General features: G+C 56.3%; 32 protein-coding genes, 1 tRNA gene and 1 pseudogene. 9 read left to right on the top strand and 25 right to left on the bottom strand.

Annotated features, from left to right (window positions below):
• The first annotated feature begins 4 nt into the window (after positions 1-4).
• The 3 genes from ACIONG_RS03110 to ACIONG_RS03120 all read left to right on the top strand — a co-directional run bounded on the left by ACIONG_RS03110 (position 5) and on the right by ACIONG_RS03120 (position 2,053).
• Positions 5-92: transfer RNA gene (locus ACIONG_RS03110), tRNA-Ser, on the top strand.
• A gap of 207 nt (positions 93-299) precedes the next feature.
• Positions 300-509, top strand: a complete 210-nt coding sequence (locus ACIONG_RS03115; RefSeq protein WP_401296610.1) for a hypothetical protein — start codon at positions 300-302, stop codon at positions 507-509.
• A gap of 584 nt (positions 510-1,093) precedes the next feature.
• Positions 1,094-2,053: a fimbrial protein gene (locus tag ACIONG_RS03120; RefSeq protein WP_401296612.1), complete on the top strand. Its 960-nt coding sequence runs from the start codon at positions 1,094-1,096 to the stop codon at positions 2,051-2,053.
• 159 nt (positions 2,054-2,212) lie between these two features.
• On the opposite strand, the pseudogene ACIONG_RS03125 reads toward ACIONG_RS03120, so the two are convergent.
• Positions 2,213-2,442: pseudogene (locus ACIONG_RS03125) on the bottom strand (hypothetical protein).
• 23 nt (positions 2,443-2,465) lie between these two features.
• Positions 2,466-2,705 (bottom strand): hypothetical protein, encoded by a 240-nt coding sequence (locus ACIONG_RS03130; RefSeq protein ID WP_401296614.1) that lies wholly within the window; start codon positions 2,703-2,705, stop codon positions 2,466-2,468.
• Positions 2,706-3,220: 515 nt separating this feature from the next.
• Here ACIONG_RS03130 and ACIONG_RS03135 point away from each other — a divergent pair.
• A complete protein-coding gene (locus ACIONG_RS03135; RefSeq protein WP_401296616.1) occupies positions 3,221-4,153 on the top strand; it encodes a diguanylate cyclase in 933 nt (310 codons plus the stop codon).
• A gap of 188 nt (positions 4,154-4,341) precedes the next feature.
• Here ACIONG_RS03135 and ACIONG_RS03140 read toward each other — a convergent pair whose 3' ends face one another.
• The gene (locus tag ACIONG_RS03140; RefSeq protein ID WP_401296618.1) at positions 4,342-4,728 is read right to left on the bottom strand and encodes a hypothetical protein; all 387 of its coding nucleotides are present in this window, start codon (positions 4,726-4,728) and stop codon (positions 4,342-4,344) included.
• 197 nt (positions 4,729-4,925) lie between these two features.
• On the opposite strand from ACIONG_RS03140, the gene ACIONG_RS03145 reads away from it, so the two are divergent.
• Both ACIONG_RS03145 and ACIONG_RS03150 read left to right on the top strand, forming a co-directional pair.
• Entirely contained in the window at positions 4,926-5,651 is a 726-nt protein-coding gene (locus ACIONG_RS03145; RefSeq protein WP_401296620.1) for a hypothetical protein, read from the top strand.
• Between the two features lie 23 nt (positions 5,652-5,674).
• Positions 5,675-6,355, top strand: coding sequence for an SOS response-associated peptidase family protein (locus tag ACIONG_RS03150; RefSeq protein ID WP_401296622.1), 681 nt, complete (start codon positions 5,675-5,677; stop codon positions 6,353-6,355).
• Position 6,356: 1 nt separating this feature from the next.
• Here the strand turns inward: ACIONG_RS03150 and ACIONG_RS03155 are convergent, their stop codons facing one another.
• The 7 genes from ACIONG_RS03155 to ACIONG_RS03185 all read right to left on the bottom strand — a co-directional run bounded on the left by ACIONG_RS03155 (position 6,357) and on the right by ACIONG_RS03185 (position 13,265).
• The gene (locus tag ACIONG_RS03155; RefSeq protein ID WP_401296624.1) at positions 6,357-6,770 is read right to left on the bottom strand and encodes a hypothetical protein; all 414 of its coding nucleotides are present in this window, start codon (positions 6,768-6,770) and stop codon (positions 6,357-6,359) included.
• Positions 6,767-7,273, bottom strand: a complete 507-nt coding sequence (locus ACIONG_RS03160; RefSeq protein WP_401296807.1) for a lysis system i-spanin subunit Rz — start codon at positions 7,271-7,273, stop codon at positions 6,767-6,769. The genes ACIONG_RS03155 and ACIONG_RS03160 overlap by 4 nt, the downstream gene beginning before the upstream one ends.
• The gene (locus ACIONG_RS03165) at positions 7,273-7,695 is read right to left on the bottom strand and encodes a cell wall hydrolase (protein WP_401296626.1); all 423 of its coding nucleotides are present in this window, start codon (positions 7,693-7,695) and stop codon (positions 7,273-7,275) included. The genes ACIONG_RS03160 and ACIONG_RS03165 overlap by 1 nt, the downstream gene beginning before the upstream one ends.
• A 60-nt stretch (positions 7,696-7,755) precedes the next feature.
• Entirely contained in the window at positions 7,756-8,115 is a 360-nt protein-coding gene (locus tag ACIONG_RS03170; RefSeq protein WP_401296809.1) for a phage tail protein, read from the bottom strand.
• Positions 8,116-8,462: 347 nt separating this feature from the next.
• Complete coding sequence (locus ACIONG_RS03175; RefSeq protein ID WP_401296628.1) at positions 8,463-8,972, bottom strand: hypothetical protein; 510 nt, start codon at positions 8,970-8,972, stop codon at positions 8,463-8,465.
• Positions 8,973-9,013: 41 nt separating this feature from the next.
• Positions 9,014-9,679 carry a hypothetical protein gene (locus tag ACIONG_RS03180; protein ID WP_401296630.1) on the bottom strand — a complete coding sequence of 222 codons (666 nt, stop codon included), beginning with the start codon at positions 9,677-9,679 and terminating at the stop codon, positions 9,014-9,016.
• A 310-nt stretch (positions 9,680-9,989) separates the two neighbouring features.
• Entirely contained in the window at positions 9,990-13,265 is a 3,276-nt protein-coding gene (locus tag ACIONG_RS03185) for a host specificity protein J (protein ID WP_401296632.1), read from the bottom strand.
• A gap of 130 nt (positions 13,266-13,395) precedes the next feature.
• Between ACIONG_RS03185 and ACIONG_RS03190 the strand changes: the two genes are divergently transcribed.
• Positions 13,396-13,620 (top strand): hypothetical protein, encoded by a 225-nt coding sequence (locus ACIONG_RS03190; protein ID WP_315446137.1) that lies wholly within the window; start codon positions 13,396-13,398, stop codon positions 13,618-13,620.
• Here the strand turns inward: ACIONG_RS03190 and ACIONG_RS03195 are convergent.
• The 4 genes from ACIONG_RS03195 to ACIONG_RS03210 are packed head-to-tail and all read right to left on the bottom strand — an operon-like array spanning position 13,598 to position 15,269.
• On the bottom strand, positions 13,598-13,867 hold the full coding sequence (locus ACIONG_RS03195) for a hypothetical protein (RefSeq protein ID WP_315446138.1): 270 nt from the start codon (positions 13,865-13,867) through the stop codon (positions 13,598-13,600). The two genes, ACIONG_RS03190 and ACIONG_RS03195, sit on opposite strands and share 23 nt — an antisense overlap.
• The gene (locus tag ACIONG_RS03200; protein ID WP_401296635.1) at positions 13,864-14,472 is read right to left on the bottom strand and encodes a tail assembly protein; all 609 of its coding nucleotides are present in this window, start codon (positions 14,470-14,472) and stop codon (positions 13,864-13,866) included. Before ACIONG_RS03200 ends, ACIONG_RS03195 begins: the two co-directional genes overlap by 4 nt.
• Before the next feature lie 42 nt (positions 14,473-14,514).
• Positions 14,515-14,937: a hypothetical protein gene (locus ACIONG_RS03205; RefSeq protein ID WP_401296637.1), complete on the bottom strand. Its 423-nt coding sequence runs from the start codon at positions 14,935-14,937 to the stop codon at positions 14,515-14,517.
• Between the two features lie 2 nt (positions 14,938-14,939).
• Positions 14,940-15,269: a hypothetical protein gene (locus ACIONG_RS03210; protein ID WP_401296639.1), complete on the bottom strand. Its 330-nt coding sequence runs from the start codon at positions 15,267-15,269 to the stop codon at positions 14,940-14,942.
• Between the two features lie 569 nt (positions 15,270-15,838).
• On the opposite strand from ACIONG_RS03210, the gene ACIONG_RS03215 reads away from it, so the two are divergent.
• The gene (locus ACIONG_RS03215; RefSeq protein ID WP_401296641.1) at positions 15,839-16,375 is read left to right on the top strand and encodes a hypothetical protein; all 537 of its coding nucleotides are present in this window, start codon (positions 15,839-15,841) and stop codon (positions 16,373-16,375) included.
• An 85-nt stretch (positions 16,376-16,460) separates the two neighbouring features.
• Positions 16,461-16,691, top strand: coding sequence for a hypothetical protein (locus ACIONG_RS03220; RefSeq protein ID WP_401296643.1), 231 nt, complete (start codon positions 16,461-16,463; stop codon positions 16,689-16,691).
• 116 nt (positions 16,692-16,807) lie between these two features.
• Here ACIONG_RS03220 and ACIONG_RS03225 read toward each other — a convergent pair whose 3' ends face one another.
• The 11 genes from ACIONG_RS03225 to ACIONG_RS03275 all read right to left on the bottom strand — a co-directional run bounded on the left by ACIONG_RS03225 (position 16,808) and on the right by ACIONG_RS03275 (position 25,378).
• Positions 16,808-17,593: a C40 family peptidase gene (locus tag ACIONG_RS03225; RefSeq protein ID WP_315446143.1), complete on the bottom strand. Its 786-nt coding sequence runs from the start codon at positions 17,591-17,593 to the stop codon at positions 16,808-16,810.
• 1 nt (position 17,594) lies between these two features.
• Complete coding sequence (locus tag ACIONG_RS03230) at positions 17,595-18,344, bottom strand: phage minor tail protein L (protein ID WP_401296645.1); 750 nt, start codon at positions 18,342-18,344, stop codon at positions 17,595-17,597.
• Between the two features lie 8 nt (positions 18,345-18,352).
• Complete coding sequence (locus ACIONG_RS03235; protein WP_401296647.1) at positions 18,353-18,691, bottom strand: phage tail protein; 339 nt, start codon at positions 18,689-18,691, stop codon at positions 18,353-18,355.
• On the bottom strand, positions 18,691-22,293 hold the full coding sequence (locus tag ACIONG_RS03240; RefSeq protein WP_401296649.1) for a phage tail tape measure protein: 3,603 nt from the start codon (positions 22,291-22,293) through the stop codon (positions 18,691-18,693). The genes ACIONG_RS03235 and ACIONG_RS03240 overlap by 1 nt, the downstream gene beginning before the upstream one ends.
• Positions 22,294-22,303: 10 nt before the next feature.
• Complete coding sequence (locus ACIONG_RS03245; protein WP_201203880.1) at positions 22,304-22,597, bottom strand: DUF1799 domain-containing protein; 294 nt, start codon at positions 22,595-22,597, stop codon at positions 22,304-22,306.
• Positions 22,598-22,614: 17 nt separating this feature from the next.
• Positions 22,615-23,004, bottom strand: coding sequence for a phage tail assembly chaperone (locus ACIONG_RS03250; protein WP_401296651.1), 390 nt, complete (start codon positions 23,002-23,004; stop codon positions 22,615-22,617).
• 3 nt (positions 23,005-23,007) lie between these two features.
• Positions 23,008-23,661, bottom strand: coding sequence for a phage tail protein (locus ACIONG_RS03255; protein ID WP_401296653.1), 654 nt, complete (start codon positions 23,659-23,661; stop codon positions 23,008-23,010).
• Between the two features lie 69 nt (positions 23,662-23,730).
• Positions 23,731-24,147, bottom strand: coding sequence for a phage tail terminator-like protein (locus tag ACIONG_RS03260; protein ID WP_401296655.1), 417 nt, complete (start codon positions 24,145-24,147; stop codon positions 23,731-23,733).
• Positions 24,144-24,740 (bottom strand): hypothetical protein, encoded by a 597-nt coding sequence (locus ACIONG_RS03265; protein ID WP_401296657.1) that lies wholly within the window; start codon positions 24,738-24,740, stop codon positions 24,144-24,146. The genes ACIONG_RS03260 and ACIONG_RS03265 overlap by 4 nt, the downstream gene beginning before the upstream one ends.
• Positions 24,737-25,105, bottom strand: coding sequence for a hypothetical protein (locus tag ACIONG_RS03270; RefSeq protein WP_401296659.1), 369 nt, complete (start codon positions 25,103-25,105; stop codon positions 24,737-24,739). Before ACIONG_RS03270 ends, ACIONG_RS03265 begins: the two co-directional genes overlap by 4 nt.
• A gap of 48 nt (positions 25,106-25,153) precedes the next feature.
• Positions 25,154-25,378 carry a hypothetical protein gene (locus ACIONG_RS03275; protein ID WP_401296661.1) on the bottom strand — a complete coding sequence of 75 codons (225 nt, stop codon included), beginning with the start codon at positions 25,376-25,378 and terminating at the stop codon, positions 25,154-25,156.
• Positions 25,379-25,407 lie beyond the last annotated feature (29 nt).

Raw genomic sequence — 25,407 nt, forward strand, 5'->3', positions numbered from 1 at the left:
CAACGGAGGTGTGGCCGAGTGGTTTAAGGCAACGGTCTTGAAAACCGTCGACTGTAACAGGTCCATGAGTTCGAATCCCATCGCCTCCGCCATCTTATGTACGACAAAGCCCTGATTATTCAGGGCTTTGTCGTTTCTGGCTGTTGAGATTTTCGCTGAGCTCACGGAAGCGTTACAAAACTTTTTGATACGCGTTACAAAACTTTCTGGCTTTTCTCCCTTCTCTGGCGTCCTGCCAAACGTAAAACACTCTTCATGTAACACGGTGCTAGGCTGGGCTCTTTCACGGAGGAACGCCCATGCCAAATTCCGATCTGCTCCCTTCCCTGCTTTACAAAATCAATGAGAACCAACTCGCTCTCGAAGCCGCCATCATGGAGCTGACGAACTGGGTCGAGCAACGCGGCTCTGCGGATGTTGCCGAGAACGTCCGGGGCGCCCTTTGGGCCATCGACAAAAACGAAGAGTTCATCAAAATGAGCTTGGCCGTTTTGATGGCCCCCGACTGACTGCTTTCGGCAAGAACAGTCTTAACGCCTGGCAATTTCGGCTAATCGCGGTCACATTCCCGATGGAGCACTCGGGCCACTGATCAAGTAGGTAGGTGCATCCTAACCGCTCGATGCAGCGCATCCAGATTCCATGGCTTGCGCAAGAAGCAAGAGTGGTAAGGCATCACTCATCAGGTACGGTTTTATCACCTTATGTGAGGATGACTTGCAGTGATGGCCACTGTGACCCGATCAGTCGTGCCAAATTCAGCCCGTCCATTGTGCTCAGCATACAGACGTCGGTCATTACCAAGTCGATTGAACATACGATCTCGAGAACAGCCAGAGCTTCATTAGCGGACCAGAGGCTTATCATAGATATAGCAGAAAAATCAGAATCGTCTGATGTCGATTCGAAGCTGGTATAGATAGCCTACCTACCGATTTCAGACCGTACGAAACGTCAGCAGAAACACACAATCTTTAATTAACGCCAATAAATCAACTGGAATTTAATCTCACCTTAACCACAGACCGCCTTATAGAAATGCAAGAATACAGGCAAAAATCAGAATAGAATCTAGAAAGCGAATCAATCTCTAATGATGCGAAATAAAACACCACTTTTACTCTTCGTAACATGTCTTTTCGCGTGCTGCTTAGCCAATGCCGCGAACTGCACCCCCTACAATTCATTTAAAACACAAGAGCTCAAGAGCGCAATTAGCAACATTAAACTTGACATACCCCAAGATACTCCTGAAGGTACAATTATCTATGAGCAAACGATAGGTACCCTTGGTAACTCCGCCTATTACAGATGTCTCACTGCATCCAACTCGGGCCTTATTGCGAACCCATCTTTCAGCACTCACGTAACACCGGGGCCATTGTTTGCTATTCCCGGCACTGGTCTATCCTGGTATATGAAGGGGTATGGTGGATATAAAGTACCTTTTTATGACGAAAATATCGAGCGCACAACAGGAGACTACGTATATAAGTTCGGAGCGACTTATGTATTAGGCCTAGTTAAGACAGGCGCAATCCCGTCTAATACCAAAGAAATTAATGGGCTTCTCGCCTCATATAGACATGGCGGCCTGGACATAATGAAATTCTACGTCAATATATCCATTACACACCAATCGGCCTCCTGCAGAAGTCCAGACATAAAAGTCAATATGGGTAGCGACTACACTGTCAGCGATATTTACGAAATCCCGCCTAAAGTACCCTTCCACATAGCTTTGCTTGATTGCCCTAAATCCATCAACAAAATCCACTATACATTCAAGCCAAATACCCATGTTATTGATGCCAATATGGGTATTGTAGAGTTGAGTAGGGAGTCCTCTGCCCGCGGGCTTGGGCTTCAGTTATTTAACGATAACAATCAGCCCGTCGCACTCGACAAAAATCAGGTATTCACAGACAACACTGGCAACGCTGGAGGAAGCTTTCAGATTCCACTAAAGGCGGCATATTACCGGATTCCAACTCAATCGCTCGAGCCTGGAACGGCAAATTCAAGTGTTACCTTCATCATGAGTTACTTTTGAATACCACGCTCAACGGCGCACTGAAGAATTGAATCCTCCTTACCAACAGAGCGCAACCAATAGTGATTCTAGAAGGGGGTCGAATCCCTATCCAGACTTTGGAAGTTGGCTGGCCCTAATGTCGTGGGGATGCTGCAAACGCATTGAACCTATCACCGCTTACAGTTCTACACTGAACTCACTGAGGCCGACGCTTTCGGCAAAGCGCCCCACCGCGGTCAAGCTGGCCCAACTGCCCAACTGCGCAACGGCTCACGCCGCGAGCGCACCGGCACCCAGCGCGCCCCACTGCCGCCCAAGCGAATCGACAGGCCCCAGTCGGGGCCACCCTCGATCCTGGCCACCAGGCATTCGCGCACCGCGTGTTGTTCGACCAACGTGCGCAACACCTCTTAGTGGATGCCTTCGCCGATCACTGTTCGTGCTCCTGACGCCGCGCCGTGGCTGCTGCCTCGAAGATCTTATACAAGCCTTCGATACTGGCCGCGTTCAGCACCTTGACCGTCGCCAGGCCCAGCACAAAACCGTCGGCACGATCACTGGCGCGAAACAGATCGTCTGCCGTGTGCGCCAGTTCAATTTGGTGCAGAAGTTTCAAAGTTTGAACCTCCACCGCGTTCGGCAGGTTCAATGCAGACAGTGCCTTATTCATGCTGACCCTCGTTCGATTCCGCGCTGTTCGCTGGTGGCGCAAACCCCTGCTTGCCAAATTCAACATCGATCCACAGCCAGCCGCCCAGCGGTTGGTTGCAGGCGCAAATGATCTGCCACTACACCATCAAATGGCAGACAAAAAAAGGCCCCCACACCGGGATCGGGTGTGGGGACCGATCGAATATAGGCTGGAATTCCATGTATCAGTCGTCCAAGGCCGCTATCGGCCAGAAGCTGCCGGTCACCAAGCGGCCGCGCGAAAAAGAAGTGAACAGTCAAGCCTTTATCTGATGCCCTAATGCAGGTCATTTCTGTCGCAATCAGCCAGCCAGGGCTATTTCTGCGGAGCTTTTGACTGAAATCAATCGCAGCGGCTGTAGAAAGCATAAAAACAGTTATTGTATTTTTCAACGGCTACACTTATACGTTAGTAACGTTAATTAACTATCTCTTCTAGATGGTGTGTTCTCTTAAAACAACTCCCCTCCATTCAATCCTATTAACGGAATTTTTATGAAGATTGAAATTCTTAAACAGGCAGTTATGGATTCGCGAGATGGCATCACGATCTCCGATAATTTTATAGACGACAATCCGCTGATTTTTGTAAATCCTGCTTTTGAGCGTATGACCGGTTACTCGTTTGAAGAAGTCACTAATATTAACTGCCGATACCTACAAAAAAACGATCAAGAACAGCCTGAACTTGAAATTATTCGCAACGCCGTTAAACAAGGTGAGTACTGCCTCGTAACCTTGCGAAACTACCGCAAGGATGGAACGATGTTTTGGAATGAGCTAAGCATATCTCCAATTTATGATGCAAATGGAGTTGTAACCAATTTTTTAGGCATACAAAAAGATGTAACAGCTCGCATGCTAATACAACAGCAACTTCGCGACGAGCATCGATCTCTCGAAGAAATGAAAGTACATTTTGAACAACTATCCATAAAAGATGGACTGACAGGAATTTACAATAGACGTTTTTTTGATACGCAATTCGAAATTCAATGTAAAATTGCATGTCGCAACAGCGACTCGTTGACTCTTGCCATGATCGATGTTGATCACTTCAAGTCATACAATGATATTTATGGGCATCAAGCTGGCGACGAAGCGTTAATACGTGTCGCTGATAGTTTGAATAAGTCTTTCCAGCGAGGCTCTGATTTTGCAGCCAGGTATGGCGGTGAAGAATTTGTAATTCTTTCCAATGGCATGACGAAAGGCCAGTCAGCTCGGCACGCCGAAACTCTATGCCAACTAGTGCGAGACTTGAGAATACCGCACTCCGCTTCCAACACAGGATACTTAACTATAAGCATTGGTTTTTCAGTACATAAATTTGGTCCACTGCACCCGTATAACGTACTACTGGCCCGAGCTGACAAGGCGCTCTATATAGCTAAAGAACGGGGTAGAAACCAATGTTTTAATCTTTAGGTTCTGTACGGAATTCTGGAAAAAATGGCTGAATTCAACTTCATATCGCCCGAAAGGCCTGTTTGGGGGTCAACCAAGTCCGTATGCGACCGGCAGCAATCGGCTAATCGCGGGCCATTAATTAAAGGCGCTTTTTCCCGAAAAGCACCATTCAAAAATATCTGAAGCACGACGCGCAGGCACCGACCTCAAGGACGATGTAGCCCTGTCGCATCCCGCCAGTACATGGTTTGTTCGAACTGAAAGCTAACTAGAAAGAAAGCTGAACAGGACTGAGATATTGATTGGGCGACTTTTCCCAAATCTTCCATAGCCGACTCTCCCTCTGGCTCAGGCCCTTTAATTCTGATGGTACAACGCACAGCGACAGGAAAGTCGATACCCATTGTATTCTCAGCATAAATCGTGGGACCACCGAAGGCGTCATCGGTACTTAATTTAAGTCCTGAGCTAAATTCAGCGTATAGCCCATCTTCTGTTACCTCGACTTTTCGAGCACCAGCATTCTCAAGGGCATTGCTCAATGTCAAAATTGTGAGCGTACTATCAGCTTCCAAGCACAGATCAAGACTCATCAATCCTCCCTTTTTCCCGCTGAACACTTGCACCAAACTTGAATGCGGTCGTCGCGACAGTCTATTTGACTAGCGGTATGAATGCCCGCTTCTGGCCGAAAGCAGTCTCATGGCTACAGTTCGTCGCTTCATCCTCGCCCGCAAGTCACACCTCGATTACTGTACATACATACAGCACTTGTACAGCGATCGTTTTCATGAATTTCGACCAGGCCAAATACCTCCGACTCCAGCGATGGCGCGACACACTCGACGACCAGGACTTCCGCATGCAAAACCCTGAAGGCCACCGGGAAACGCTCCATGAGATGGCCGCAGCTCTCCATGGCGAAGGACTGATTGATCAGCTAGAGCGGTTCGACATGGGTGAAATGGCAGACGCCGCGTATTGGCACGCAGTGGAGGAGTTGCAGAACTCGCCGGGGCAGTACCGCGGAGCGTCGACCTATGACGTCGTGCGGATCGACAACGGAGAGCTGATGGGCACGATCAGCCGCTCTATCTTCGACTTCGCAACGACCGAGCCGCGCGGCGCATCATCTACTTATGACGGCAAGGTTTACTCGGGCCCAGAAGGGATACACCTGAATCTAGGGCTTTCCCGGAATGTCGGCACTATCACGGGGCTGATTTTGGAGATGCACGGGCGGCGGTACCAATTGATCGAGACGCAGCGGATGATCCGCGGCATTTGCCACAACCCCATCGACGACCCGGACACTTACCGAGCGCTGGTTGATGCGGCTCAGATTGCCCAGGAGGACCGGGATCTGCGCGTCATTGAAAAGGTGCGACCTCACATCGAGTCAGCCGCCTTCTGCATCTGCCCTGCCTGCCTCGATCGCTTTGGTACGCGTGACGACTGCACCACATGCACCGGAAAAGGTTTTGTGATGAAGCCGGCGCCAGCGGGTCTACGCTGAAGGAACCATGCGAGGAACGGGCAATGTGCGGACGACTCTCCCAGTACAGTGGCATTCACGATTTCGTGGCGGCGCTCAGCATGCCGAACGCGCTGGTCAACTCGACCGGCGAGCAATCTTTCGAGCGGTACAACGCCGCGCCGACCGCTCAACTCGCCCTCTTCCACCAGGAAGGCCTGTTCCTGCACGCCGACATGGTTCGTTGGGGGTGGCGGCCGCACTGGGCCAAGGATCGCGCTGCACCGATCAATGCCAGGGTAGAGAAAGTTGCCCACGGCCCATTCTTCCGCGCGATCTGGCCACACAGAGCGATCATCGCAATCAACAACTGGTTTGAATGGGTCGACGAAGGCGGTCCGAAGAAGCAGCCCTACCTGATCAGACACCGGGATCAGTCGCCGATACTGTGCGCCGCCATCGGCCAATACCCAAATGAAGAGCATCGCCCCGGCGAGCATGATGGCTTCGTGATTATCACCGCCGACAGCGCCGGTGGCATGGTCGACATCCACGACCGACGGCCGGTGGCATTGTCACCGGAGCTGGCTCGGGAATGGTTGGACCCGGCAACGCCGAAAGAGCGCGCCGAGCAAATGCTATTGCAACTGGGTGAACCGACGGGGGTATTTGAGTGGTTCAAGGTTGACCGGGCCGTGGGGAATGTACGGAACCAAGGCCCGGAGCTGATAAAACCAGTCGACTGAATCAGCCCTTCGTCAGCGTTTTCAGGCGCTCCACCAACGCGGCTTCAAAAATGATGTACAGATTTTCAGCATCGCCGGGGCGCAAAGCACCGCCGGTTTCCAAGCCAAGCACGAAGCCATCTGCCCGTGCTCCCGCCTTCACAGCGATGATCATCGAATCAGCCCGGACAATCTGCGCCAGTAGGCGATCCGCCTCTCGCTGCATCTTCTGGCTTAGCACCACGCCTTCCACGTCATCCCCCATTACCTTCACTACGACATCCAATAAATGACTGCAAGAACTACTGAAACCCAGATAATCGTCATCACGATTGAGTAACCAGCCAGTTGTTTGTCCATTCCACCAGTCATCCAGTTCGAATCTGAATGATGGTTTACGACCGGTGGCATCGCAAGAATGGCTCGGCGCCATCACTGCACCAGGTTCCGTACATACGCCTGGCACGCCTGCAGAGCGATCAGCCCCCGGTCGCCGGTGTCGGTGATGGCGATAATTCGTTGAGCATGCGCTGGGTCAAGTCGGGCTCGTACGGCTGCATGATCCACGCCGCCGGCGCCGGAGGTGGCTGGCACCCCACAGCCTTTGGCAACGTCGGTTGCGTCGAGGAGGACTGACAACCGGACATCAGCAGTGGCAAGGCGATCGCGCAGGCGATTTTGGTCACGTTGGGCATTGCTCATTTTCCTGAAGTGGGTTTGCTCACTGGACGCCAGCCGCTGCTCGAGCGCCAAACGCTTGTCCTGCTCGGCCTGCTGCGCGGTGGCAGCGGCCTGGGTCAGTTGATTGAGGGTTTCGGTTTGCTGCCGCGCCTGCTCAGCCAGCTGCTGGCCGTAGCGCCAATCCTGAAACTGCCAGGCGCTGCCGGCGCCGATCAGCACCAGCGCCAGCATTCCGGCCAATTTCCAAGGCACGACCATCACGGGACATCCTTGAAGAAGACGTGCCCGCCCAGCTTCAGTGTCTGTTTCGCCTTCGCCGCCCAGGCAGGTGCCTTGATGCTGGTCGCGTAGTAGTGCGTCGCTCCGCCGGTGGGATCGGGCACCTTGCCGTCGATCACCTGGTCAGCAGCGATCCGACATTGCGCCAGTTCGCGAAAAGGGATCTGCTTCACGCCGATCAGGAACTGATAGTTCGGGTCGGCCTTGTTCCAGCAGCTGAACTGGTATGGTTTCTGGCACACACCCGCGTAGCCCTCCCCCCACCAAGAATTGGTCTTGCCGTCGTTCACGCGGTTGCGGATCGCCCAGGCCACGGCGACCTGACCGGCCGTACCTTCGCCGCGAGCCTCGCCGTAAAGCGTACGGGCGAGGATGTCGCGGTCTTTTTCGGTTGCAGTCATCACTTTTCTCCAGGCAAAAAAATACCCGCTCGATGGCGGGTTGTTCTCGTTCAGTCGGCGTCAGACCGTTTCTTCGGCGGCCAGCATTGGGGCGGCAATGATTTCGGGCGTAGCAGGCTCGACTGGCCAGGCCGGGGACTCAAACCAGCCCTCTTTGGTGGTGACCTTTCCCAGTGCGTACTTGTAGGCTTTCCACGCTTTCAGGCTGAGCGTCAGTGTGGCGTGCTCTGCCTCGTCTTCCGGAGTGGCATCCCCAGCCTCCGTGCCGTACCCCAGAGTGGCGACTCGATCAGCGATCCGATCAATCTGCACGACGGCGGAAGAGTTGCGGGTGGCAAGCTCCGCCCTTGCAGCGGCCAAGCGCGCGGCAGCGGCTTGCGCGTCCTTCTGGGCAAGGGTTATCAATTTTCCCCAATCGATAACGCCTTCCCGCGCAGGCCAGGGTACTTGCGCAGATGGCGGCTCATCGCTCGGGAGCGGCTCAGGCAAGACCACGGGCCCGTCGGCAACATTCACGAGCGGCACGGGAAATGCCTGAGCCTGGCTGTAGTTCTGTGGAAGAGGAAGAAGCAGGTTCAGCGTCAGCTCGCCGTTCTGCTTGTCGACATCGCCGGCGATCCACATGCAACTGAACGCCCCAACGGGCAGCGTGTCCCCGTCGGACATTCGCGAAAAGTTGAATTGCTCGCCGTTGATGGTCAGCGTATCGCCAGCCTTGGAAACGTCGAGCGTACCGTCCATACGGCAAGGAGACAGGTTAATGATCATTAGTACCACCGCCCGGATGCGAAAAAGTTAAGCCATGCAAAACCGCCAGTAGCCGTCGGGGAGAAGGCTACCCATCCGCCCCACGCGCTCTGCGTCTGCTCCACGTAATTGCCAGCCCACGAAAAAGCTACGCCGCTCGCCGCTGCGATGACTACAGGCAGGCCGACAAAGGCTGCCGGGAAGTTTCCCGGGTAAATCGCCGCACTGTTGAAAACACTGCCGTTCAAGTTACTCACGGCAGTTGTTGACATACGCGTCCAGCAATGAAGAGTTCCGTCAGCGTATTTGATGTAGCTGCCTTGCGCGTTCGCGCCCCTTTCGAGAATCGCACCGGTAGGAATACCGGACGCCTGAGAGACGGTGCCAATGATGTTCGCTCGCTTGTAATTGACGGCATCGGCGGCATAAAGCTCGTCGAAGTTGCTTTGTGTCTTGGTAAACGCGCTACGCGGCGTATCGCCGCCGACGCCTGTGGGTGCAGTTCCGAGATTAATTGTTTGTTTGGCCATGGTTATTTCCGTAATTGAGCGATGTGTCTTTACTAGAATTTCTAGGCAACGGGCTTGGCGTAGACGGCAGGCAATGAAAAGTTAAAGGGGTTATTCAGCGCGGTAGTTGTAAACCAGAGCTGAGAAGCGGCGAAGTCGTAGATTATCCCTGTCCCCCTGCCTATGTTGTCTCCGGATAGCATCCGCATCCCTGCATTGTTGAACAGCAGGTATTCATCGGGCGAACTACTGAACGGCGATGAGTACCAGTTCGTGTAGTAGCCCTGGACGTCTTGGGTGGATTTTACGTAGGTCCAGTTTTGATAGAATCGAGTGAATACTGCGGCCGGCTTGCCACTGTCGAACACGAGTTTCGAACCCCCATCCCACAATCGAAGCCCGAAGGAGGCAGTTGGGGTTGTTGCAAAACCGCCAACGAAGTACTTGCCGTTCGGAGCATAGTTTGAAGGGCCCACGATGTTCATGCCGGTCCAGTTGCCCGCAGAGCCAAGAACGGCGCAGCCAATTGTGACCAAGCCTCCGTTGTTGTTTGGCCTGAGAAAGATCAATGGCGGTTCTTGCGTGGTGATGACCGGGTTGAAGCTGACAGATGCATTACCCGCCCCTCCTGAGAACGTCCCAATTTGAAGAATGCACAACCTGGCGTACTCAGAGTCAATACTGATTATTCCAGCGTCATTTACAACTGACAGACCAAAACCCGCCATCAATACCACCTCATGACTATTAGCCGCATCGCGCTTTTCGAAGTTTTAGATGCGGCGTAGCCCTTGATGAAGTTGCGCACATATACAATTCCGTCCGCCATTTCGGTTTCCAACTGACGATCCTCAGTACCGGGAATGGAAATCGGAATAACCATCGCAACCGCGTTACTGGGGTTGCACCCTGGCACACTAAATTGCTGAGTGGCCGCCGTTTGACCTGAAACAAGCGTGGATAAAACGATCCGCCATGTTGCGGAATCCGTGTTGAACTGGAGAGCCCCATCGCTACCCCAGATTCTTAGTCCATGACTCATGCGTCGAGATCTCCCAGTTGCACACGCTTCACGTTGTTGGCGTCGTAGACCATGATCGCCCTGTTGGTCATCGTCAGTCGTCCGCCTCCCGGTGCCGGGCCGTTGAACTCAAGGTTGCCGGCCTTATCAAGGCGCCAACCTTGCACGCCGGGTATGTAGTTGTCCGACTGCAACGCTTGGCCGATCTTCAGCATCGTGATGCTGCCGTCTGCAATGAACGCGGAGCTCATGAACGTCTGCCCGTTTTGCACCACGAATGGGGCTGTTGGACTGCCGCCCAAGCCGTTCACGACGGCGAACCGATCCGCGCTCACGAGGAACTGGCTCTGCAATCCCGCCGGTCCGTTCTCGATGCCCAGACCAATACCGGCAGCGACGTATCGCCCGTTTGCGTCGATCTGCATCTTCACAGACCACATGGCCGAAGCCTTGCCATCTGCGGCAACCTGCGCCTGACTGACCTGCTGAATCGCGGCGCTGTTTTTGCCCATCTCGACTTGAACGGTATCGACACGCTTGCCGGTGGCGACGTCGCCTTCGATCACCGCGGACTGCAATGACCACACGCCGACGAAGGCTTGCGTCGATCCCGCGTAACCTTCGGTTTCACCCGCCAAAGGCGGATTGACCTGCGCGAATACGCCGTCGACCTTTTCCGAGATCGCATCGACTTCGCCGCTCACCACCTGGATGCGGTTGTTGACCGACCCGGGCAAATCGGCAGGCCCATCAATAAGCTCAATGCGGTCACCCAGGTGTTTGCCCAGCGCCGACTCGCCAATCTGGCCGGAGAAATATTTCTCGTACTCCGTCTGATCCGAACTGGCTTGGCCGTAGACGCCGTTACCCTGCGGATACCAAGGCCCGATGTTGCCGGTTCGATCCACCAGGCGCGCCCAGAAAAAGAAGCTGGCCCCTGCAAGGATGTTTTGCAGCTCGTGCGACGCCTGCGGGTAAGCAAAGTCGCCGAGCTTTATCGCGTCATCCCGCGAAGTCGTTTTGCTGTACCAAATCTCGGTGCGCTGTGTGTCCTCTGCGCCAGGCGGGAAACCCCACGCCATTCTGATGCCGTAGACAAGGCTGGTTGGAGTCAGGAAAGACACCGCCGGCGGTAATCCCTCCTTCCCTTTCAGGTTGGTCAGGATCGAGTTGCGCCAGATCGACGAGATGTCGAACGCACTCACCGCCCGGACGCGGGCCACGTAAGCACCGGCGTAAATGCCGACCACGTCGACGCTGGTCATACCGGTGCGTTGCAGCTTGATCCAGTTGCCACTGTCCTTGCGCCACTCCACGTCGTAACCGACTGCGCCGGGTACAGCGGGCCAACTGATGGTCATGGTGGCCACGGATAGCCCCTGCACAACCGATGAAGTCGAAGACAGCGACACGCTTGCCGGCGCCGGAACGACAGTGATCGGTATCACACTGATTGGACGCTCTTCCAGGCGTGCGCCGGTATCGATGAATGCGAATTTGCTTGGCTCGAATTGAAGCGCGCTGATCTCGTAGTCACCTTCAGTGGTGCGTCTGGTGCGAAGCACGCGATACAGCGGAATCGCCAGATCATCAGCATCGAGCGCCCATTGCAACTGCGGGACCGATGGTTCGCTGTAGGCAACCGTGACGGTCACGGCGCGGCCGTTGACGCTTTGCACGGTGCGCCCTTCGGCTCGGCCGCCCGGCAGGTTGATGATTAGCCGATCGCCGGCCTTGGCCTGGGTATCGCGATCGAGCGTGATCACCCGCCCAGCCGCAGCCGAAATCCGACCGCCGATTTCGCGGCCCGCCAGCAAAGAGTCCGCCACGGGGATGATGTGGCCTGGCAGCGGGATTACACCTTCCATGCCAGTCTTGAAAGAAACGGTTCGATCCTGGTTGTTGCTCAAGATCGCCCACTTGCCGCGGCGCTGCGCCTCGGAGGCGCGGGTGCAGCCAATAGCGCTCAGTTCGGTCGGACGGTCACCGTAGCGGCGCTGCAAGTCCAAGTCAGCAAATGGGATAACGTCGGTGTCGTAGTTGTTCGCCGGGTTGTCGTAGCTGACCAGTGCCCGCGTGTACCGGGTTTTCGCCGAGGCGCTGCCGTACGAGAATTTGCCGTCGATGACGTTTGCCCGGGTGAAGACGTAGTCGAAGTCCTGTGCCCGCGGCATGTCTGCTTGCATCACCAGTTGGCCCTGCGCCCAGTAGGTCATGCCCCGATATATCGCCGAGATATCGCGCAGCAACGACCAGGCATCAGCCTTGCCCTGCAGGTTCATGTCGCAGAGGAAGCGCGGCTCCTGCCCGCCGAGCCCGTTCGGCACCAGCTGGTCGCAGTATTGGGCGATCCGGTACAGCTCCCACTTGTCGACCATGAACGGCTTGATGCGCTTGCCGAGGCCGAACCGGTCTTCGGTGCAGATACCGTAAGTAATCCACGCCGGGTTATTGGTCCAGGCCGATTTCATCGAACCATCCCACGTGCCGGTGTAGGTGCGCAGGATCGGGTCGTAGTTGCTCGGTACCATCCAGCGCCGGGCTTTGCACTTCACCGTTACAGCCGGGATGTTGGTGAACTGCTCGGCGTCGAACTCGATGTAGAGCAGCGCAGTATTCGGGTAGCGCAGCTTCGCGTCGATCACTTCGGTGTAACCGGCCACCAGCATGGTGTCGGCGATCTTGTTGGTGTTCTGGTTCGGCGTCAGGCGGCGCACGCGGATCTGCCAACCAGTGGTGGCGTCCGGCAGATCGATACGACGCGATCGCTCGTAGCGCGTGGTGGTCTTGCCGTCAACCGCGTCCACCAGCACCTGCTGATACGCGCCTCCATCGGTGGCCACGTCGATCGCGTATTCGATGCGGTATCCGCCGACATTGCCCTGGTCATCAGAGCGTTGCAGTGCCGGCCATGCCAAACGCATGCGCACGGCGGAAAGCTGGGTATTGGTGATTGAGCGCACCCAGGGAGAATCGCTGCGCAGTTCGATGTTCAGCGACGTCTCGTTCTCCACGGATGGAATGCCCGGGATGTACGTCTGATCCACCGAGCCCGGGCGCCAGTCCCACTTCACGTTCGGGAAGTTGTAGTTGCCGCTGGCATCGCGGATGGGTGTGTTGTCCAGGTAGATGTCGTAATCGGTCGGGACACTATCGAACTCACCCTCTCCAACGGCGATCAGCAGTTTCGCCAGGTTGGTCGAGCGCAGGCTGTCGCTGGCTTCGGTCGGCGACTTCGGCTTACTGCTGCCGCCCTTCTCGCCGCTGATATCGATCTGTGCTGCTGCGCCCATGCTTTCCTCCAGGCAATAAAAAACCGCCTCGCGGGCGGTGTGGGTGTCCATACAGCGTGGATGAAATGCCAGTAGCGACCACGCGCTGTGGAGTAGTAATTTCCTGACCTCTCACAACCAAGGAGCGGTCATGTCCATCAGAAGTCTCGCGAAGAATTTGCCGAAAGATCCCGACAACTCAGGCTGGGTGCTTGGCTGGGGCGTTATTCAATCAGCGCCTTGGAAGTTCATCGACATCTACGCATCAAAGGATGCTGCTGAGTCTGAAGCCGCGAATCGCGGATCTGGATATCAGGTGGAGTACGGCTCTCACGAACTTGGCACCGACAACTTCATGGGCGGCGTTCAGCCATAGTGTCAGGCTGTTGTACTGAGAACTCGATCTTGCAGTGCCCAGAAATCAGCGAGGCGGTTAGCCCGGGCTTGCCCAAATAGGTGCGCCGGAAGCCATCTGTCGACGAGCATTTCCCGGCGAATCGAAGGCGGTCGATTTCCTGTCCCTGAGACTTGATGGCGACGATCGCTTCGTCGCCGCAAACGACCCCATTCTCGATCCGATACAGGTCGCGAACGGTGATCTGGTAAGTCGAATGGTTGGTCATGCTTTGTCCTCCGCCAGGATCGAGGCTGAAATGATCATTCCACCCCACCGGCGCTCTCCGATGCAGATCGGTACCGGGTTGCCGCTTGCCGTGGTGTTCTTGGCGCTTCCGAAGGCGTAGGACGGTGAGTTTTCTGGGGATGCGCTTTGCTTCAAGCCTGAGGCCTGCGGGCTGAGCATTTGGATCACGCCGCCGATCGCCATAGACGCGCCGGCCGCATACAAAAACGGCGATGCGGCTGCAAACGGAGTGAATGACAGTACATAGGCTGCGGCGATCATCACAGTGCCGATAATGGTCTGTAACCCGCCGGCGCGCTTGCTGCCACCAATCACTGGAACAATGCGGATTTCCCGTGTACCGCCGAGATCGAATCCGTCCACTCCGATGTTTGCGCGATTGCGGAAGATCGCAAACTTCAGTCCAAGGCGCTCCAGTCGTTTAATTTCCTCGGCGAACCCATCAATGGTCGCATTGAGCGCACGGAACACCTCCACGGCCGATCCGCCGTCGAGGAGGAATGGCTTGCTTCGGAAAAACTTCTTCGCAAGCGAGCCGGACAACATGACTTTCGTCATTGGCGTGTAGGTAATTGCTGAGCACATGCCATTCTCCAGGCAATAAAAAACCGCCCGGAGGCGGTCTGTTCAGAGAGTCGTGGGCAGTATGTCGATCTGCCCATCGCCCCCGGTGAAAACTCGGTATTTCTTGATCGCGCCGTCTTTCACGATCGCTTCCCGCTCCACTCGGGCTGCACCCATGGAGCAGATGCCAGAGCCGGTGTAAGCGGCGCCCACTGAAACCGAATCAGGCGGCAGATAGAAAGATGCCTTCTGACCCGGGTCGAGCCTGGCAGCTTGTTTGCCATCGATAAAAACGGCCATTGAACAAAGGCTTCCGGTCTGCCCAGAATCGCGGATGACTTGCAGTGTCCCATAAGCCCCGGATGGCTTGGCCTGGTAGGCCGACAACTGACTGACCGGCGCCTGTTTGGCTTCATTGGAAGGCGTCGGCGAAGTCGCACACCCCGCCAACAGCGCTACCGCCAAAGCTCCTATCAAAATCCGCATATTTACTCCTCTTGGCTTTGCACGCTGAAGGTGCAGAAATAGAACGAGATTTTTTCGTCCTCAATATCCCTCAGCTCGTACCGGATTCGATCCAGACCGTCGTCAATGCGAGTCACGACGAGGTCCATGAATTGGGTTAGTCCGCCACCGAAGCCGCTTAGGTTCAGTGCGCTGACGTCTTGGAAGTTGACCGTCACCGCGCCTGTCTCTGGATCGTCAGAAGAAGACATCGTCAGTGCTAGGCTGTACTTAAAATCCTGCATTTCGACTTTCATTGAGACGACACAGTTGTGCTCGAAGAGAAGCTCGTTTAAACGAGAGACGCCATCCATGCAGGTCACTCCTGTGGAAATCTGGGCAATGTAGAGCACCCGATGAACCGATGCCAAAAGCCCAGCGCAAGACAGGGCTCAGCGATACGCCTCACCTGTGCCTGGTGGGCTCTGACTTCTCCGTCAACAATGAGTCGATGACTCTGCCTGAAGAATCAAACCGCGCGGTGAACGCTTGACTCTTATAGCCGACCCCTAAAAAACCCGACCGAACATAGACCCAGCCAACCATCTTGTTTCCACTTGCGTCTTCGGTAAGTAGATAGGGTGGCCCAAAGCGATTCAGGAGCTCTTCCCGAGTGGTTACCCCTTTGGTTATTTGATCGGTGTCCGAATGGGATATAGGTCGTCCGACGGTCTTGCAAGCCGACAATACGCATACCAAAGCAAACACAAGAAACTGACGCATCAACTGCTTTTTCCGTTTTTGAAGATAGCCTCTCATCATACCGAGAATGCTTGCCCTGGCCATAGATACTGTCCAGGCATCCAGCGTGGATGAAAGGACAGTGGAAGAATTGGATCCATAAGTAGTAGCGTTGTGCCTTATTTTTCCAGAAGGATTGTGGATGGATCTCGCTACTGATTTGCCTAGTTACAAAGATCTGTATCTCCCTGTTCTGGTCGCTCTGGCTTTTTGGGGCTTCAAAAAAGCTTTCGTTCCCGCACAGTTCGCCACGCGGAGAGCCTTCCGACGGTCTCGATGCAAAGAGCTGAGAAAGGCGAAAGCGATTCGTGTCGATGCCTTCGCTGTACAGCGACAGCTTCAAAAAGAAGGCGCGCTTTTTGTAGCTTTCATGTTGTCAGCGATCGTATCGATGGGGATCATGTTAGTCGCGCTTCAAACTACCACTTCAACAAGTCGAATCATTTACCAACTTGTTTACATGGGTCCACCGCTCGCGCTAGAGGTGTGGTGGTTATCGCAGAAAACGTTTGTCGAGACGCTCCTTCAAGAAGCAGGTCGCCTTGGGCATGGTTTCACGAGAACCATCCCCTCCAGATATCTCTCTCTGAGGCGAGCAAAAGATCGCGAAGTACGGCAAGAACAAATCAGGATCGCGAAGAAAACGGCGACCACTTGGAAGCAAATCAAACAATGCTGATTGACTACAAATAACCAGTCCTTTGCCTGCAAGCCCAAGGACTGGGATTGCGCCAATTTCGGCGCGTTTATGACCTGGAGGTCAAATGCAAACTGTGGATGAACGTTTAGCTGCACTTGAGCAAGCTGCCAACACAATTTCGGCCGCGACACTCAATGCCATGGGGGCTGTTATCAAGGCCGTAACCAAGCTTGATACTGTAGATAGGCAAGCCCTGTGGGATGATCTTGAGGGTGCGAAGTCTGTATCAGTACAAAACGGCAATCAGGCCAACTACTTACAAATTCTTTCCCTGTTCCAAAAAAACATTTCCTGATTTTGAGTTTGGCGTCGGCGATCTCCTCGTTGACGCCTTAATGTCTATGCCCAAGCCAAGACCGGCAACGAGCGTATCCCCACGATCGGTGGTTACGATAACGAGTTTCATAGAAATCACTCCCGCGACGAAGTCGCATCATTTGGTTGTCGTGCATCTTTATGCCTGAGAATCAGGCGTGTCCGGTCTAGCCAAGGGCCGCCGAACACAATCACCTCAGACGGGCGCCCATACAGGTGGTGCAGTAGGAACGGCCCGGGGCCGAACGTTTCGGCATCCTCACCTGGCAACGCAGGCTCAGTGCCGAGGAATATCCCGGCGTGGTTCGGGTAAACCGTCCGCCCCACTTCCATCACGATCATGTCGCCGCGCTGCGGCTGGTCGACGCGGTAAAAGCCGGCGGCCTCGTAGTTCGCCTCGTACAGACTGGTGTTGTCCTTTCTCTCCCACCAGCCATCTGCACGCTTGAATGCTTCGAACTCCAGCCCCCACTCGCGCTTGTACCAATCTGCGCAGACTTGCCAGCAGTCCCACGCTCCATGCACGAATGGACGCTTGAGCAGCGGCACTTCGCCGGTGGGCACGACCGTTCTGAGATCGCCTTCCGGCCAACTGAGGATATGCCAAGGCAGCGCGGTGGCCTCACACATGGCCAAGTCGCGCGGCGACGGCCTGCTGGTAGCGTCCGGATGCGAGTGAACCACGCCGATTACTTCGCCGGCATCCTCGGCGGCTGCGTATTGCTCCGGGCCGATCCGAAACTCTTCGTTCGGCTCGGTCGAGACATTGATGCAAGGGAAGTATTGCTGCTTGCGACCGATCGCAAGCAGCAGGCCGCAGCATTCTTTCGGGTACTCCGCTGCCGCGTGCGCTTGGATCGCATTCAAAATGTGCTTTCGCATGTCAGCTCCGTGCGATCAGGGAAACGGCCGGGAAGCCACCAAAAGGCAACGGGTTACCTTCTCCGAAGCGCGGAATGCAGCCTTTACCCAGCGTGGCGTCGCATTCGTCCAGTTCCGGGTTGTCGGTCACTACGCCGTCTTTCGTGACGTACGGACCGGTGTAGCCGCAGTTCGGTCCACGGTAGCCTCCGGTGAGGCACCAGTGGCAGAGCGTTGTCGCCTGCCGGCCGATTGATTCATTGCCGACGTCGCCCGGGCTGGCCAACTCCCAGCTGACCGTCTCCCCGTCTTCGTTCGTTTTCTGGTCGATATACCAGACCTCGATCGTCTCCTGGGTAGGATCTGCCGTTGGGTTGCCGGCGGGGAAGTTCGCCGCGTCGAGGTAAGTGCCCAGCGTGTGACGCATCGTCAGCTTGAACTCGAGCAGATCCTCGAATGCCAAGCACAGCGCAGTGATGCGCCCGTTGACGTTGCCCACTGACAGTGTCGGCCGAACAGCCGTGCCGTCGCCGTTCGACTCGATGCCGTCGATTTGCATCGGCCAGGCGCTGTACTCGTTGCCCTGCCAGTAGATCGCCTTCGCCGGCAGTTGGTCGGCATCGTCGCCGGCGGCAATCAGCTCAGCCGCTGTATGCGGGATCGCGTGACCGTGGAAGCGGAGAACGTCTGCGCCGTAGTCCGTGCCGTCCAATTCAAAGAGCAGCACTTCACTGCCAGGCTCAAGCACCTGGATATCACTGATCAGCGACATGATCGCTCCTAGGGTTGAAAAGCACGCTCGAACGTGGCTGTGAGTTTGAACACGCCCCCACCCATTGGGGTTGGAGCGGGATTTTTACAGGTGAACAGGCCCAGTTGGCCGAGGGGCGTTGTCCAGAGAAACGCCTTGGCGCCGGCGTGCCGATCGAGGAAGTCCATGATCTCCAGCACCTTGGCCTTCTGACCGGTGAAGGTGATCGGATAGGAGTCCTCTTTGTTGTTGGGTCCGTCACCGACGTTCTGCGCATATCCGCCGCCGAATTGGGCGGTGCGCACCCGATAAGTAATCTCAGGTGTGCCGCCGCGCTCGGTTGGCCAAGTGAATTTTTCGATGGCCATCAGCCTCTCCCATTTGTCAGGCGCCAGATCGAACCGCCTGGCTGTAGAGCTCGGGCAATTGCAGTTTCCGCTTCAGTTTTTGCAGCCTGCTGGATGCCTTTGCCGAGTTGGGTCGATGCCTCTTCCGAGACCCCGCCGCCCTCGCTGCCAGACGTTTGCACAGAGACCGCTACAGGGAAGTTGTAAGTATTGCCGCCGCCGGTACCGGACATTGCAGCAAGCGCGGGCCCGCCACCGGAAGTCAGAGGCGTAACGCTACCGCCACTCGCGCCAGTCATGAGGTAAGACCTGCCGCCCTGATTGAACAGCTCTGGCCCCTTTTCATTCACTTCGTAGAAAGTGTTCGGTTCAACACCGCCACCAACAGCACGACCACCACCGAAAGACACGGATGCAGAGCTGGCATCAAACTGACTGCCAAAACTTTGGGCCCCTGCATCAGCCGCACCTGCCGTTGCAGAAGCCGTCGCCCCACCTCCCGTGAAGTAGCTTGTGGCAGCACCCACCAAACTGCTCAGCAATGCCGAACTGGCCTGACGAGTCGCAATCCGCGCCATGTCCGCCAAAATCGACTTGGTGAAGTCGGCAAACGACAGCTTCCCGGTCATGGCGAAGTTGACGATCGCGTCTTCCATCGAGCTGAAGGCGTTGGTGAACAGGCTTTTGGTTTGACCGGCGACATCTCGCGCAGAATCGAGGTAGTTCTGCCACGCCGACGATGCGCCAGCGCTCCAGTCACCTTGAGCCGCCGTCATCTCGTCGTAGTTGGCTTGAACAGTGTCGTGCAGATCCTGTTGCGTGGCTTTCAGCGCCGCCAGCTTCTGGGTGTACTCGTCGAGGTTCATGCCGCGCGAGCCATCGCCGTACTGGTTGGCCAGATCAAGCTTTTGCTGGTTGAAGCGGTCGTCGATTGCGTTCTGCTGATCCGTCAGCCCACGCCCCCGATCACCCTGGCCAAGTCCTGCCGCAGCTCGTTGGCCCTGCTGACGCAACGTGTCGACTTGCTGCTGCAACGCGCTGGTGTAGGTTTGAACGGCCTGCTCCTGCTTCCTCAGCCTGCCCTGTTCATTCTTCGCCAGTACATCGAGCTCGCTATCCGCCGTTTTCTGCGCCTTGACCATATCGGTGCGCGCGTCGGCGATCTTTTGGTCGAGTTGAATGCGCTGCTCGGCAGTAGTGCTGGACTTGGACTTCGCGGCTTCAAGCGCTGCGATCTCCGCCTCGTACGCAGAGGTAATCTCGTCTCGCTCGTTGCCGATCAGCGCTTCCCGCTTCAGCAAATATTCCTGCTGCGAGATCAACCCAGCCTTCTGTGCGGCATCCAGTTGTTTCTGGGTGTTCGCATATTCAGCTTGGATTTCCTTCAGGGCATTCTGCGCCGCGTTGTAACCGGTGAGGTCGACGGCGCCGGCCGATGGTCCCTTCTGATCTTTGTTTTTGTCCTTGATGTTCTGCAGCGTTTTGGCGACGAAATCAGCCTGAACCTTTGGGTCGTTAGGGTTGGCCTTTCCCAAAACCTCAACGTCACGGAGGTAGGCTTTCGTCAGCTTGTCGCGCTTCTCGGCATTGGTCAGGTTCGAGTCGCTGATCTGCTTGAGTCGCTGCTCAGCCTCGACCCCCTCTTTCTGCACCTTTGCACGATCAGCCTCGATCGCCGCGTTTTCAGCGAGCGCAACCTTCCGCTTCTTGAGCTCTGCAAGCTGTTGCTCAAGAAACTTTGTCGAGTTGCTGGATGCCCCCAAGTCTTCGGGGAAAAGCGAGGTGAGAAAGCCACCTTTGCGTTCACCGACGATCTTTTCGAGGTTGACGATCTGGGCGTCGATGGACTGCACCCTGCCGACGTCCAAGATTGAATCAAGGGCACCGCTCGCAGAGTCCTTCACGCCCTTCCAGGCTTTTTCCCACAATCCGAGATTCTGCGTGACCTGCCCGGAGCGTTGCTGAATGGTGTCGGCATAGGTTTTGGTGAGTAGATCGGCAGCCCCGACCGTATCGCCCTGCTCCTTGAGCGCGACGATCTGCGAGTACACCGACGCTGTCAGAAACTGGTATTGGCCGTTGAGTTCCTTTGCTGCCGCTACCGGATCCTTTGCGATCTTGATGAATTCGGCAATGGTTGCATCCACCGACTTGCCGGTGGCGTCTTCCATCGCTGCGGCCGCATCGGCGATTACCTTGAAACTGGAGCCAGCAATAACCCCACTGGCGGCCAGCGTGGTCAACGCTGCCGCTGCCTCACCGGTCGTACCATTCGTTGCGCTGACCTGCTGAGCCAAATTGGCCAGTTGGTCGGCCGATGTACCCGCAGCATTGCCGGTCAGAATGAGGGCCTTGCTGTATTCGTCTGCTTCTTTGCTGCCTTGGCTGTATCCATAGATCAGCGTTGCGGCGGCGGCAGCTGCGATCGCCACCGCCGCTGCCATACCAAGCAAGCTCGCTGATGCACCAGTCACGCTGGGAGTGATCGCGCCGACAGCTCGTTGTGCGTTCTCAGCGGCTTCTGCCGCAGTGTTTGAGCTTTCGGCCAGATCAGACAGGCTTTCGCCCGCATCACCTGCGTTGTTGGCAACATCCTTGGCATTGGTGGCGATACCGGCAAGCGATTCGCCCAGCACAGCTGCGCCAGCACCACCGGTGAACAGCGAGCGGAACTTGTCCCGCAGCGCCTCAAGGGTTGCACCAACACCGCCGAACGAGTCTTTGATCTGCCCACCCTGCTGGATGAGCACCAACAGCGGGTTTTGCCCGCCGGCCAGGCTAGTGAAAATGTCAGTGAATTGCGAAGGAAGCTGCCGAAGCGCAGCCTCGGTTTGTTTCGAGCTGGCACCGGTCTTTTTCAGCCCTTCATCGAAGTCGCCTAGCTTCTGCCGAGAGGCGTCGATTCGAGCGGAGTACTCCCGGAAAGTATCAGCGTCGATCAGTCCTGCAGCCTTGTACTTCTGCAACTGCGCCTGTTGCTGGTCCAGCTTGTCGAGCGCGGCAATGGCAGGATTGATCTTGCCGAGCAGCGCTTGCAGACCTTCGGCCTGAACGCCAGTGGCAGCCGCCGCCTTTTTCGCCGCGTCGGCTTGCTTGTCAGTTGATCCAACCAGCGCATCTGAATCAGCCTTCAGGCGACGAGCGAGCGCCGCCAAACTGCTGGCCGAAGAACCGGAAGCATCCATTGCCGCCGAATTGGTCTCCATGCTGGCAGTCAGCCGCTGGTAGTACTCGCTCGACTCCAAGGACGATTTGGCCATCGCCAAAAGACGACTTTTCGCGTCCTCCGATGACTCTCCCAGCTTCACTTCAGCGGTAGCGAGCTCAGTAGTGGCCGCAGTAGTGGTTTTCAGCCCCTGTGTGGCTTCCGCAAGCGAACGGCCCACCGTCGCCATCAGTTGAGCGGTGGTGTCCTGCCTGGCGTTCAGAGCCTGTAGCTCTTTCACGATTTGCTTGGTGTCACCTGCCATCCCGGTGAGGGCTTGCTCCCAGGCTGAGCCAGTTCGTTTTGCTGCCTCCTCCGCGTCCTTGCCCGCATCGACCAATTTATCCAGGTCGGTTGCAGCCTTGACCGCATCGCCCGAGTCAACCTCGATGCCTAACTGCGCGATAGTGCCCGACATGAGTGCTCCATTACTTTGATTCGCTCATGACGAGCAGGGCCTCGACCTCCATAGCCTGAAGGTCTGGGAAGATCTCTCTGAGTTGTTTTCTGGATGTGCCGACAAAATCGGAGACGTCTCGAAGAGCCGTGTAATCAAGGCCGGTAGCCCCGCCCATGCCCGTGCGCCACTGCGTGGACATGGCGTTAAAGAGCACGAAGGTCGGCCAGTTTTCGGCCAGCACTTCGCACTCTTCCTCGGGAATGTCAGAGATGGACAAGCCGAACGCCGCCAGATCCGCCTCAGACGGCCCAGGCTCGTACATCAGGCGGGCGACCTTCGTCAGTTTCCCAGCCGGACCGCCGAGAAGGCCTTCTGGTAAGCATCGACAATCGCGTCACCGGCGCCGGCCGAGGTTTCCACCAAGGCGCGAATCGACTCGGGGCTCAGCTTGTCTTCAAAGCCCCAGCCCGTGACCAGTTGAGTGACCTGCTCAATCTGCCGTTCGACGTGCGAGTCGGTGATCTCGATCAAGGTGAGATCATCCCCCTTCGCCTTGAAGCGCTCCTGGTCTTCCTTTGCGCTGTTCTGCCAGCCTGCGAACAGCACCGCCAGCTCCTTGCGATCGCGGTACTTGAATTCAAACGGCACCTTGATCGTGGTACCGCCGACGCGAGGAATATCGACGTCGGCTTTGAAGGTAGGGTTTTGAGCAATCTTGAACTTGGCCATGAGTTACACCACCGCTGCATAACGAGTCGGGCGAGCAGCCAGCGACAGGGTGATGGTGCGTGTCATGATGTTGTTGCGGGACAGCGTCGGAGTCGAGGTGATCGACACATAGGCGTTGTAGTAGATGACAGACGCATTAGGCAGCGTCAGGCGCAGCACTCGAGGAGCGCGGTCTTCGTCGGCAGTCTCCACCACAGCCACGTACGGCAGATTCGGATCATCTGCAACGGTGATGGACATGCTGATTGGCGATTTCGTGGTCGGCAACTGACGGTCGTCCGATTCCTCCAAGAAACCGAAGGTCGTGAATTGCTGCTCGCCACCAGAACTCGAGCTATCGGTGATCTGGCTGATTTGCGCCCAACCACTCGCTGACCGCACCGAGCCGGTGCCTGCGCCCGCAGTGTAAACAACGGTGTTAGTGGTGTTGATGCCTTCAAGTTCGAAAGTGCCAACGTCCGATTCCGCCACTCGTGCGATCTTGTCATTCAACCGAGTCCAGCCGGATGTAACGACGACGATGTCGCCATCGGCAAGTCCGTGAGCCGCCGAAGTAGCGACCGCTGGATTGGCGTTGCTGATAGCGGTTACAGGCTTCAGTGCGCTGAACGTCGCAGCGATTTCGAGAATGGAGCCGTTGGGGAGAATTGCGCTCATGGGTTTTCCTCTTTGCAAAAATGACAAAACCCGCTCGACGGCGGGTTCTGAGTTTGCCCAATGGGCGGTTTAGTTGGTGTCGGCCCGGTACTGGAACGACACCGGCACGGTGAAAGTTGTGTTATCCGGCATGCCCGGGCCTTGATCGACTGGTGTCATGGTCACCACCGTCAGCGCGCCCTTCGTGTTCCGCTCGTACAGCGGAAACAGCATCGTAATCTGGTCGGCCAATGCACCGGCCGCGCCCCGGTACTTGCCCGATGGCGTCACAATGCTGATTTGAAAGACGCCGGTGTAAAGCCTGTGGTCGCCGCCGAGCGTGTTGCTCGCGGTGTCGGCCGGCAACGTGTAAGCCCTCAGGTAGGTAGCGTCGGCAACGGGCGTGAAAGCCTCATTTTCGACGACAACCTTCAGCGGTACCGGCAACGCTTTCGCCCATGCAATCAGCCTTGCCTCGTAGATCGAGGCGATGAGGTTATGGCTCATACCTGGTTGTTCCTGATGGCTTCCAGCACGATCTGCTGGAAGCGGGCCACGGTGACGCGGACCATGCCGCCCGGTGCCTGGGTCGAATGCCCGAACTCCAGCGGGATCGCATATCCGAGGCTGTTGGTGATATAGCAGGTATCGCCGGCCTTGAACTCGATCGCGCCGGCAACGATTCGCGCCTTTGATTTGGCTCCGCTCGGGTCGACCTCTTCCGTGGTGGTGCTGTCGGGTGCGCCGATGCTGAACATCCAGTTGCCACGGAACCGGCCACCGACGTAGCCACTTGGCGCAGTGATATCCATGCCGTCTTTCAGCTTGCGCCCTGGCTTCAACCTGCCCGCCTTTGTCAGGTTGGTCGGATCGTTGCGCAAGCCGCTGTTGTGGTCGTCCACCGCCTTGTTGTACTGGCTCGCGACGGCGTTCTGCGCCCAGATTTCAGGGCTGCCCACCGGAGACATGCGGATGACGCTGTTGCCGAGCTCGATGATGATCTCGCGAAGGCTGGCATCGATGGCTTCCGTGGCTTGGGCCGCGAATTCGGCGAGGCTGAGTGCAAAGCTGCCGGACTGGCCGGCGCCCGCGCGGCTCATGATCGCACCTGCAACTCGTAGAGGATCGGCGTTCCGGCGGGATTCACCTCTTTCAACGGCGGCACAATTGACCAGCTGCGCCCCTGAATAATCACCTTATTCAGCAGATCGGGAACCCAGTCCAGCCCCTGCGCGGCGATTTTCAGCTTCTTGTCGCCCTGCTTGATGAGGCTGTTGGTCTGGAATTCCTGACCAGTGAAATCTAGCAGGACGCCTTGGGCGGTCTGCTCGATGGTGGCGCCCGGTGAATCCCCACCTGTTTCTGGATCGTACTCGCCCGGCTCCGTCTTGCTGATGGTCACGGGTTGGCCGAACTCTGTGATCATCTCCAGAGCCATAACGGCCATTTCGTCGTAGAAGGCCATTGTGGCTCCAGATGTGAAAAGCCCAGCTCGATGGCTGGGCAGTTTGAGTTAAAGCTTGAGAGGCACGCTTCGAGCCGTCGCCTTTTTCTCTGGGAACAACTCTCTCCGCTCGTTGAGTAGCAGAGTAGCGAACTGTGCGGCCTTTGAAGCCGCCAGTTTATTTGGCTCGCTTCCTATAGCAACAAGCGAGGAAAGAGCAGCGCTGGCATAAGCATCCCAAGCGTCTTTTTCATCCTGAGTCGGGTGTTTTCTAACTATCTGATGCTCTGCCATATCGACTTCCTTTTTGATGGAGTCGTAAG

Source organism: Pseudomonas sp. NPDC087817 (genome assembly GCF_044742875.1).
Lineage (GTDB): Bacteria > Pseudomonadota > Gammaproteobacteria > Pseudomonadales > Pseudomonadaceae > Aquipseudomonas.

What these genes read in the sequence shown, in the direction of transcription:
- ACIONG_RS03115 (WP_401296610.1), top strand. Translation starts at nt 300, where the DNA reads ATGCCAAATTCCGATCTGCTCCCTTCCCTGCTTTACAAAATCAATGAG.
- ACIONG_RS03120 (WP_401296612.1), top strand. Translation starts at nt 1,094, where the DNA reads ATGATGCGAAATAAAACACCACTTTTACTCTTCGTAACATGTCTTTTC.
- ACIONG_RS03130 (WP_401296614.1), bottom strand. Translation starts at nt 2,705, where the DNA reads ATGAATAAGGCACTGTCTGCATTGAACCTGCCGAACGCGGTGGAGGTT.
- ACIONG_RS03135 (WP_401296616.1), top strand. Translation starts at nt 3,221, where the DNA reads ATGAAGATTGAAATTCTTAAACAGGCAGTTATGGATTCGCGAGATGGC.
- ACIONG_RS03140 (WP_401296618.1), bottom strand. Translation starts at nt 4,728, where the DNA reads ATGAGTCTTGATCTGTGCTTGGAAGCTGATAGTACGCTCACAATTTTG.
- ACIONG_RS03145 (WP_401296620.1), top strand. Translation starts at nt 4,926, where the DNA reads ATGAATTTCGACCAGGCCAAATACCTCCGACTCCAGCGATGGCGCGAC.
- ACIONG_RS03150 (WP_401296622.1), top strand. Translation starts at nt 5,675, where the DNA reads ATGTGCGGACGACTCTCCCAGTACAGTGGCATTCACGATTTCGTGGCG.
- ACIONG_RS03160 (WP_401296807.1), bottom strand. Translation starts at nt 7,273, where the DNA reads ATGGTCGTGCCTTGGAAATTGGCCGGAATGCTGGCGCTGGTGCTGATC.
- ACIONG_RS03165 (WP_401296626.1), bottom strand. Translation starts at nt 7,695, where the DNA reads ATGACTGCAACCGAAAAAGACCGCGACATCCTCGCCCGTACGCTTTAC.
- ACIONG_RS03175 (WP_401296628.1), bottom strand. Translation starts at nt 8,972, where the DNA reads ATGGCCAAACAAACAATTAATCTCGGAACTGCACCCACAGGCGTCGGC.
- ACIONG_RS03180 (WP_401296630.1), bottom strand. Translation starts at nt 9,679, where the DNA reads ATGGCGGGTTTTGGTCTGTCAGTTGTAAATGACGCTGGAATAATCAGT.
- ACIONG_RS03185 (WP_401296632.1), bottom strand. Translation starts at nt 13,265, where the DNA reads ATGGGCGCAGCAGCACAGATCGATATCAGCGGCGAGAAGGGCGGCAGC.
- ACIONG_RS03190 (WP_315446137.1), top strand. Translation starts at nt 13,396, where the DNA reads ATGTCCATCAGAAGTCTCGCGAAGAATTTGCCGAAAGATCCCGACAAC.
- ACIONG_RS03195 (WP_315446138.1), bottom strand. Translation starts at nt 13,867, where the DNA reads ATGACCAACCATTCGACTTACCAGATCACCGTTCGCGACCTGTATCGG.
- ACIONG_RS03200 (WP_401296635.1), bottom strand. Translation starts at nt 14,472, where the DNA reads ATGTGCTCAGCAATTACCTACACGCCAATGACGAAAGTCATGTTGTCC.
- ACIONG_RS03205 (WP_401296637.1), bottom strand. Translation starts at nt 14,937, where the DNA reads ATGCGGATTTTGATAGGAGCTTTGGCGGTAGCGCTGTTGGCGGGGTGT.
- ACIONG_RS03210 (WP_401296639.1), bottom strand. Translation starts at nt 15,269, where the DNA reads ATGGATGGCGTCTCTCGTTTAAACGAGCTTCTCTTCGAGCACAACTGT.
- ACIONG_RS03215 (WP_401296641.1), top strand. Translation starts at nt 15,839, where the DNA reads ATGGATCTCGCTACTGATTTGCCTAGTTACAAAGATCTGTATCTCCCT.
- ACIONG_RS03220 (WP_401296643.1), top strand. Translation starts at nt 16,461, where the DNA reads ATGCAAACTGTGGATGAACGTTTAGCTGCACTTGAGCAAGCTGCCAAC.
- ACIONG_RS03225 (WP_315446143.1), bottom strand. Translation starts at nt 17,593, where the DNA reads ATGCGAAAGCACATTTTGAATGCGATCCAAGCGCACGCGGCAGCGGAG.
- ACIONG_RS03230 (WP_401296645.1), bottom strand. Translation starts at nt 18,344, where the DNA reads ATGTCGCTGATCAGTGATATCCAGGTGCTTGAGCCTGGCAGTGAAGTG.
- ACIONG_RS03235 (WP_401296647.1), bottom strand. Translation starts at nt 18,691, where the DNA reads ATGGCCATCGAAAAATTCACTTGGCCAACCGAGCGCGGCGGCACACCT.
- ACIONG_RS03240 (WP_401296649.1), bottom strand. Translation starts at nt 22,293, where the DNA reads ATGTCGGGCACTATCGCGCAGTTAGGCATCGAGGTTGACTCGGGCGAT.
- ACIONG_RS03245 (WP_201203880.1), bottom strand. Translation starts at nt 22,597, where the DNA reads ATGTACGAGCCTGGGCCGTCTGAGGCGGATCTGGCGGCGTTCGGCTTG.
- ACIONG_RS03250 (WP_401296651.1), bottom strand. Translation starts at nt 23,004, where the DNA reads ATGGCCAAGTTCAAGATTGCTCAAAACCCTACCTTCAAAGCCGACGTC.
- ACIONG_RS03255 (WP_401296653.1), bottom strand. Translation starts at nt 23,661, where the DNA reads ATGAGCGCAATTCTCCCCAACGGCTCCATTCTCGAAATCGCTGCGACG.
- ACIONG_RS03260 (WP_401296655.1), bottom strand. Translation starts at nt 24,147, where the DNA reads ATGAGCCATAACCTCATCGCCTCGATCTACGAGGCAAGGCTGATTGCA.
- ACIONG_RS03265 (WP_401296657.1), bottom strand. Translation starts at nt 24,740, where the DNA reads ATGAGCCGCGCGGGCGCCGGCCAGTCCGGCAGCTTTGCACTCAGCCTC.
- ACIONG_RS03270 (WP_401296659.1), bottom strand. Translation starts at nt 25,105, where the DNA reads ATGGCCTTCTACGACGAAATGGCCGTTATGGCTCTGGAGATGATCACA.
- ACIONG_RS03275 (WP_401296661.1), bottom strand. Translation starts at nt 25,378, where the DNA reads ATGGCAGAGCATCAGATAGTTAGAAAACACCCGACTCAGGATGAAAAA.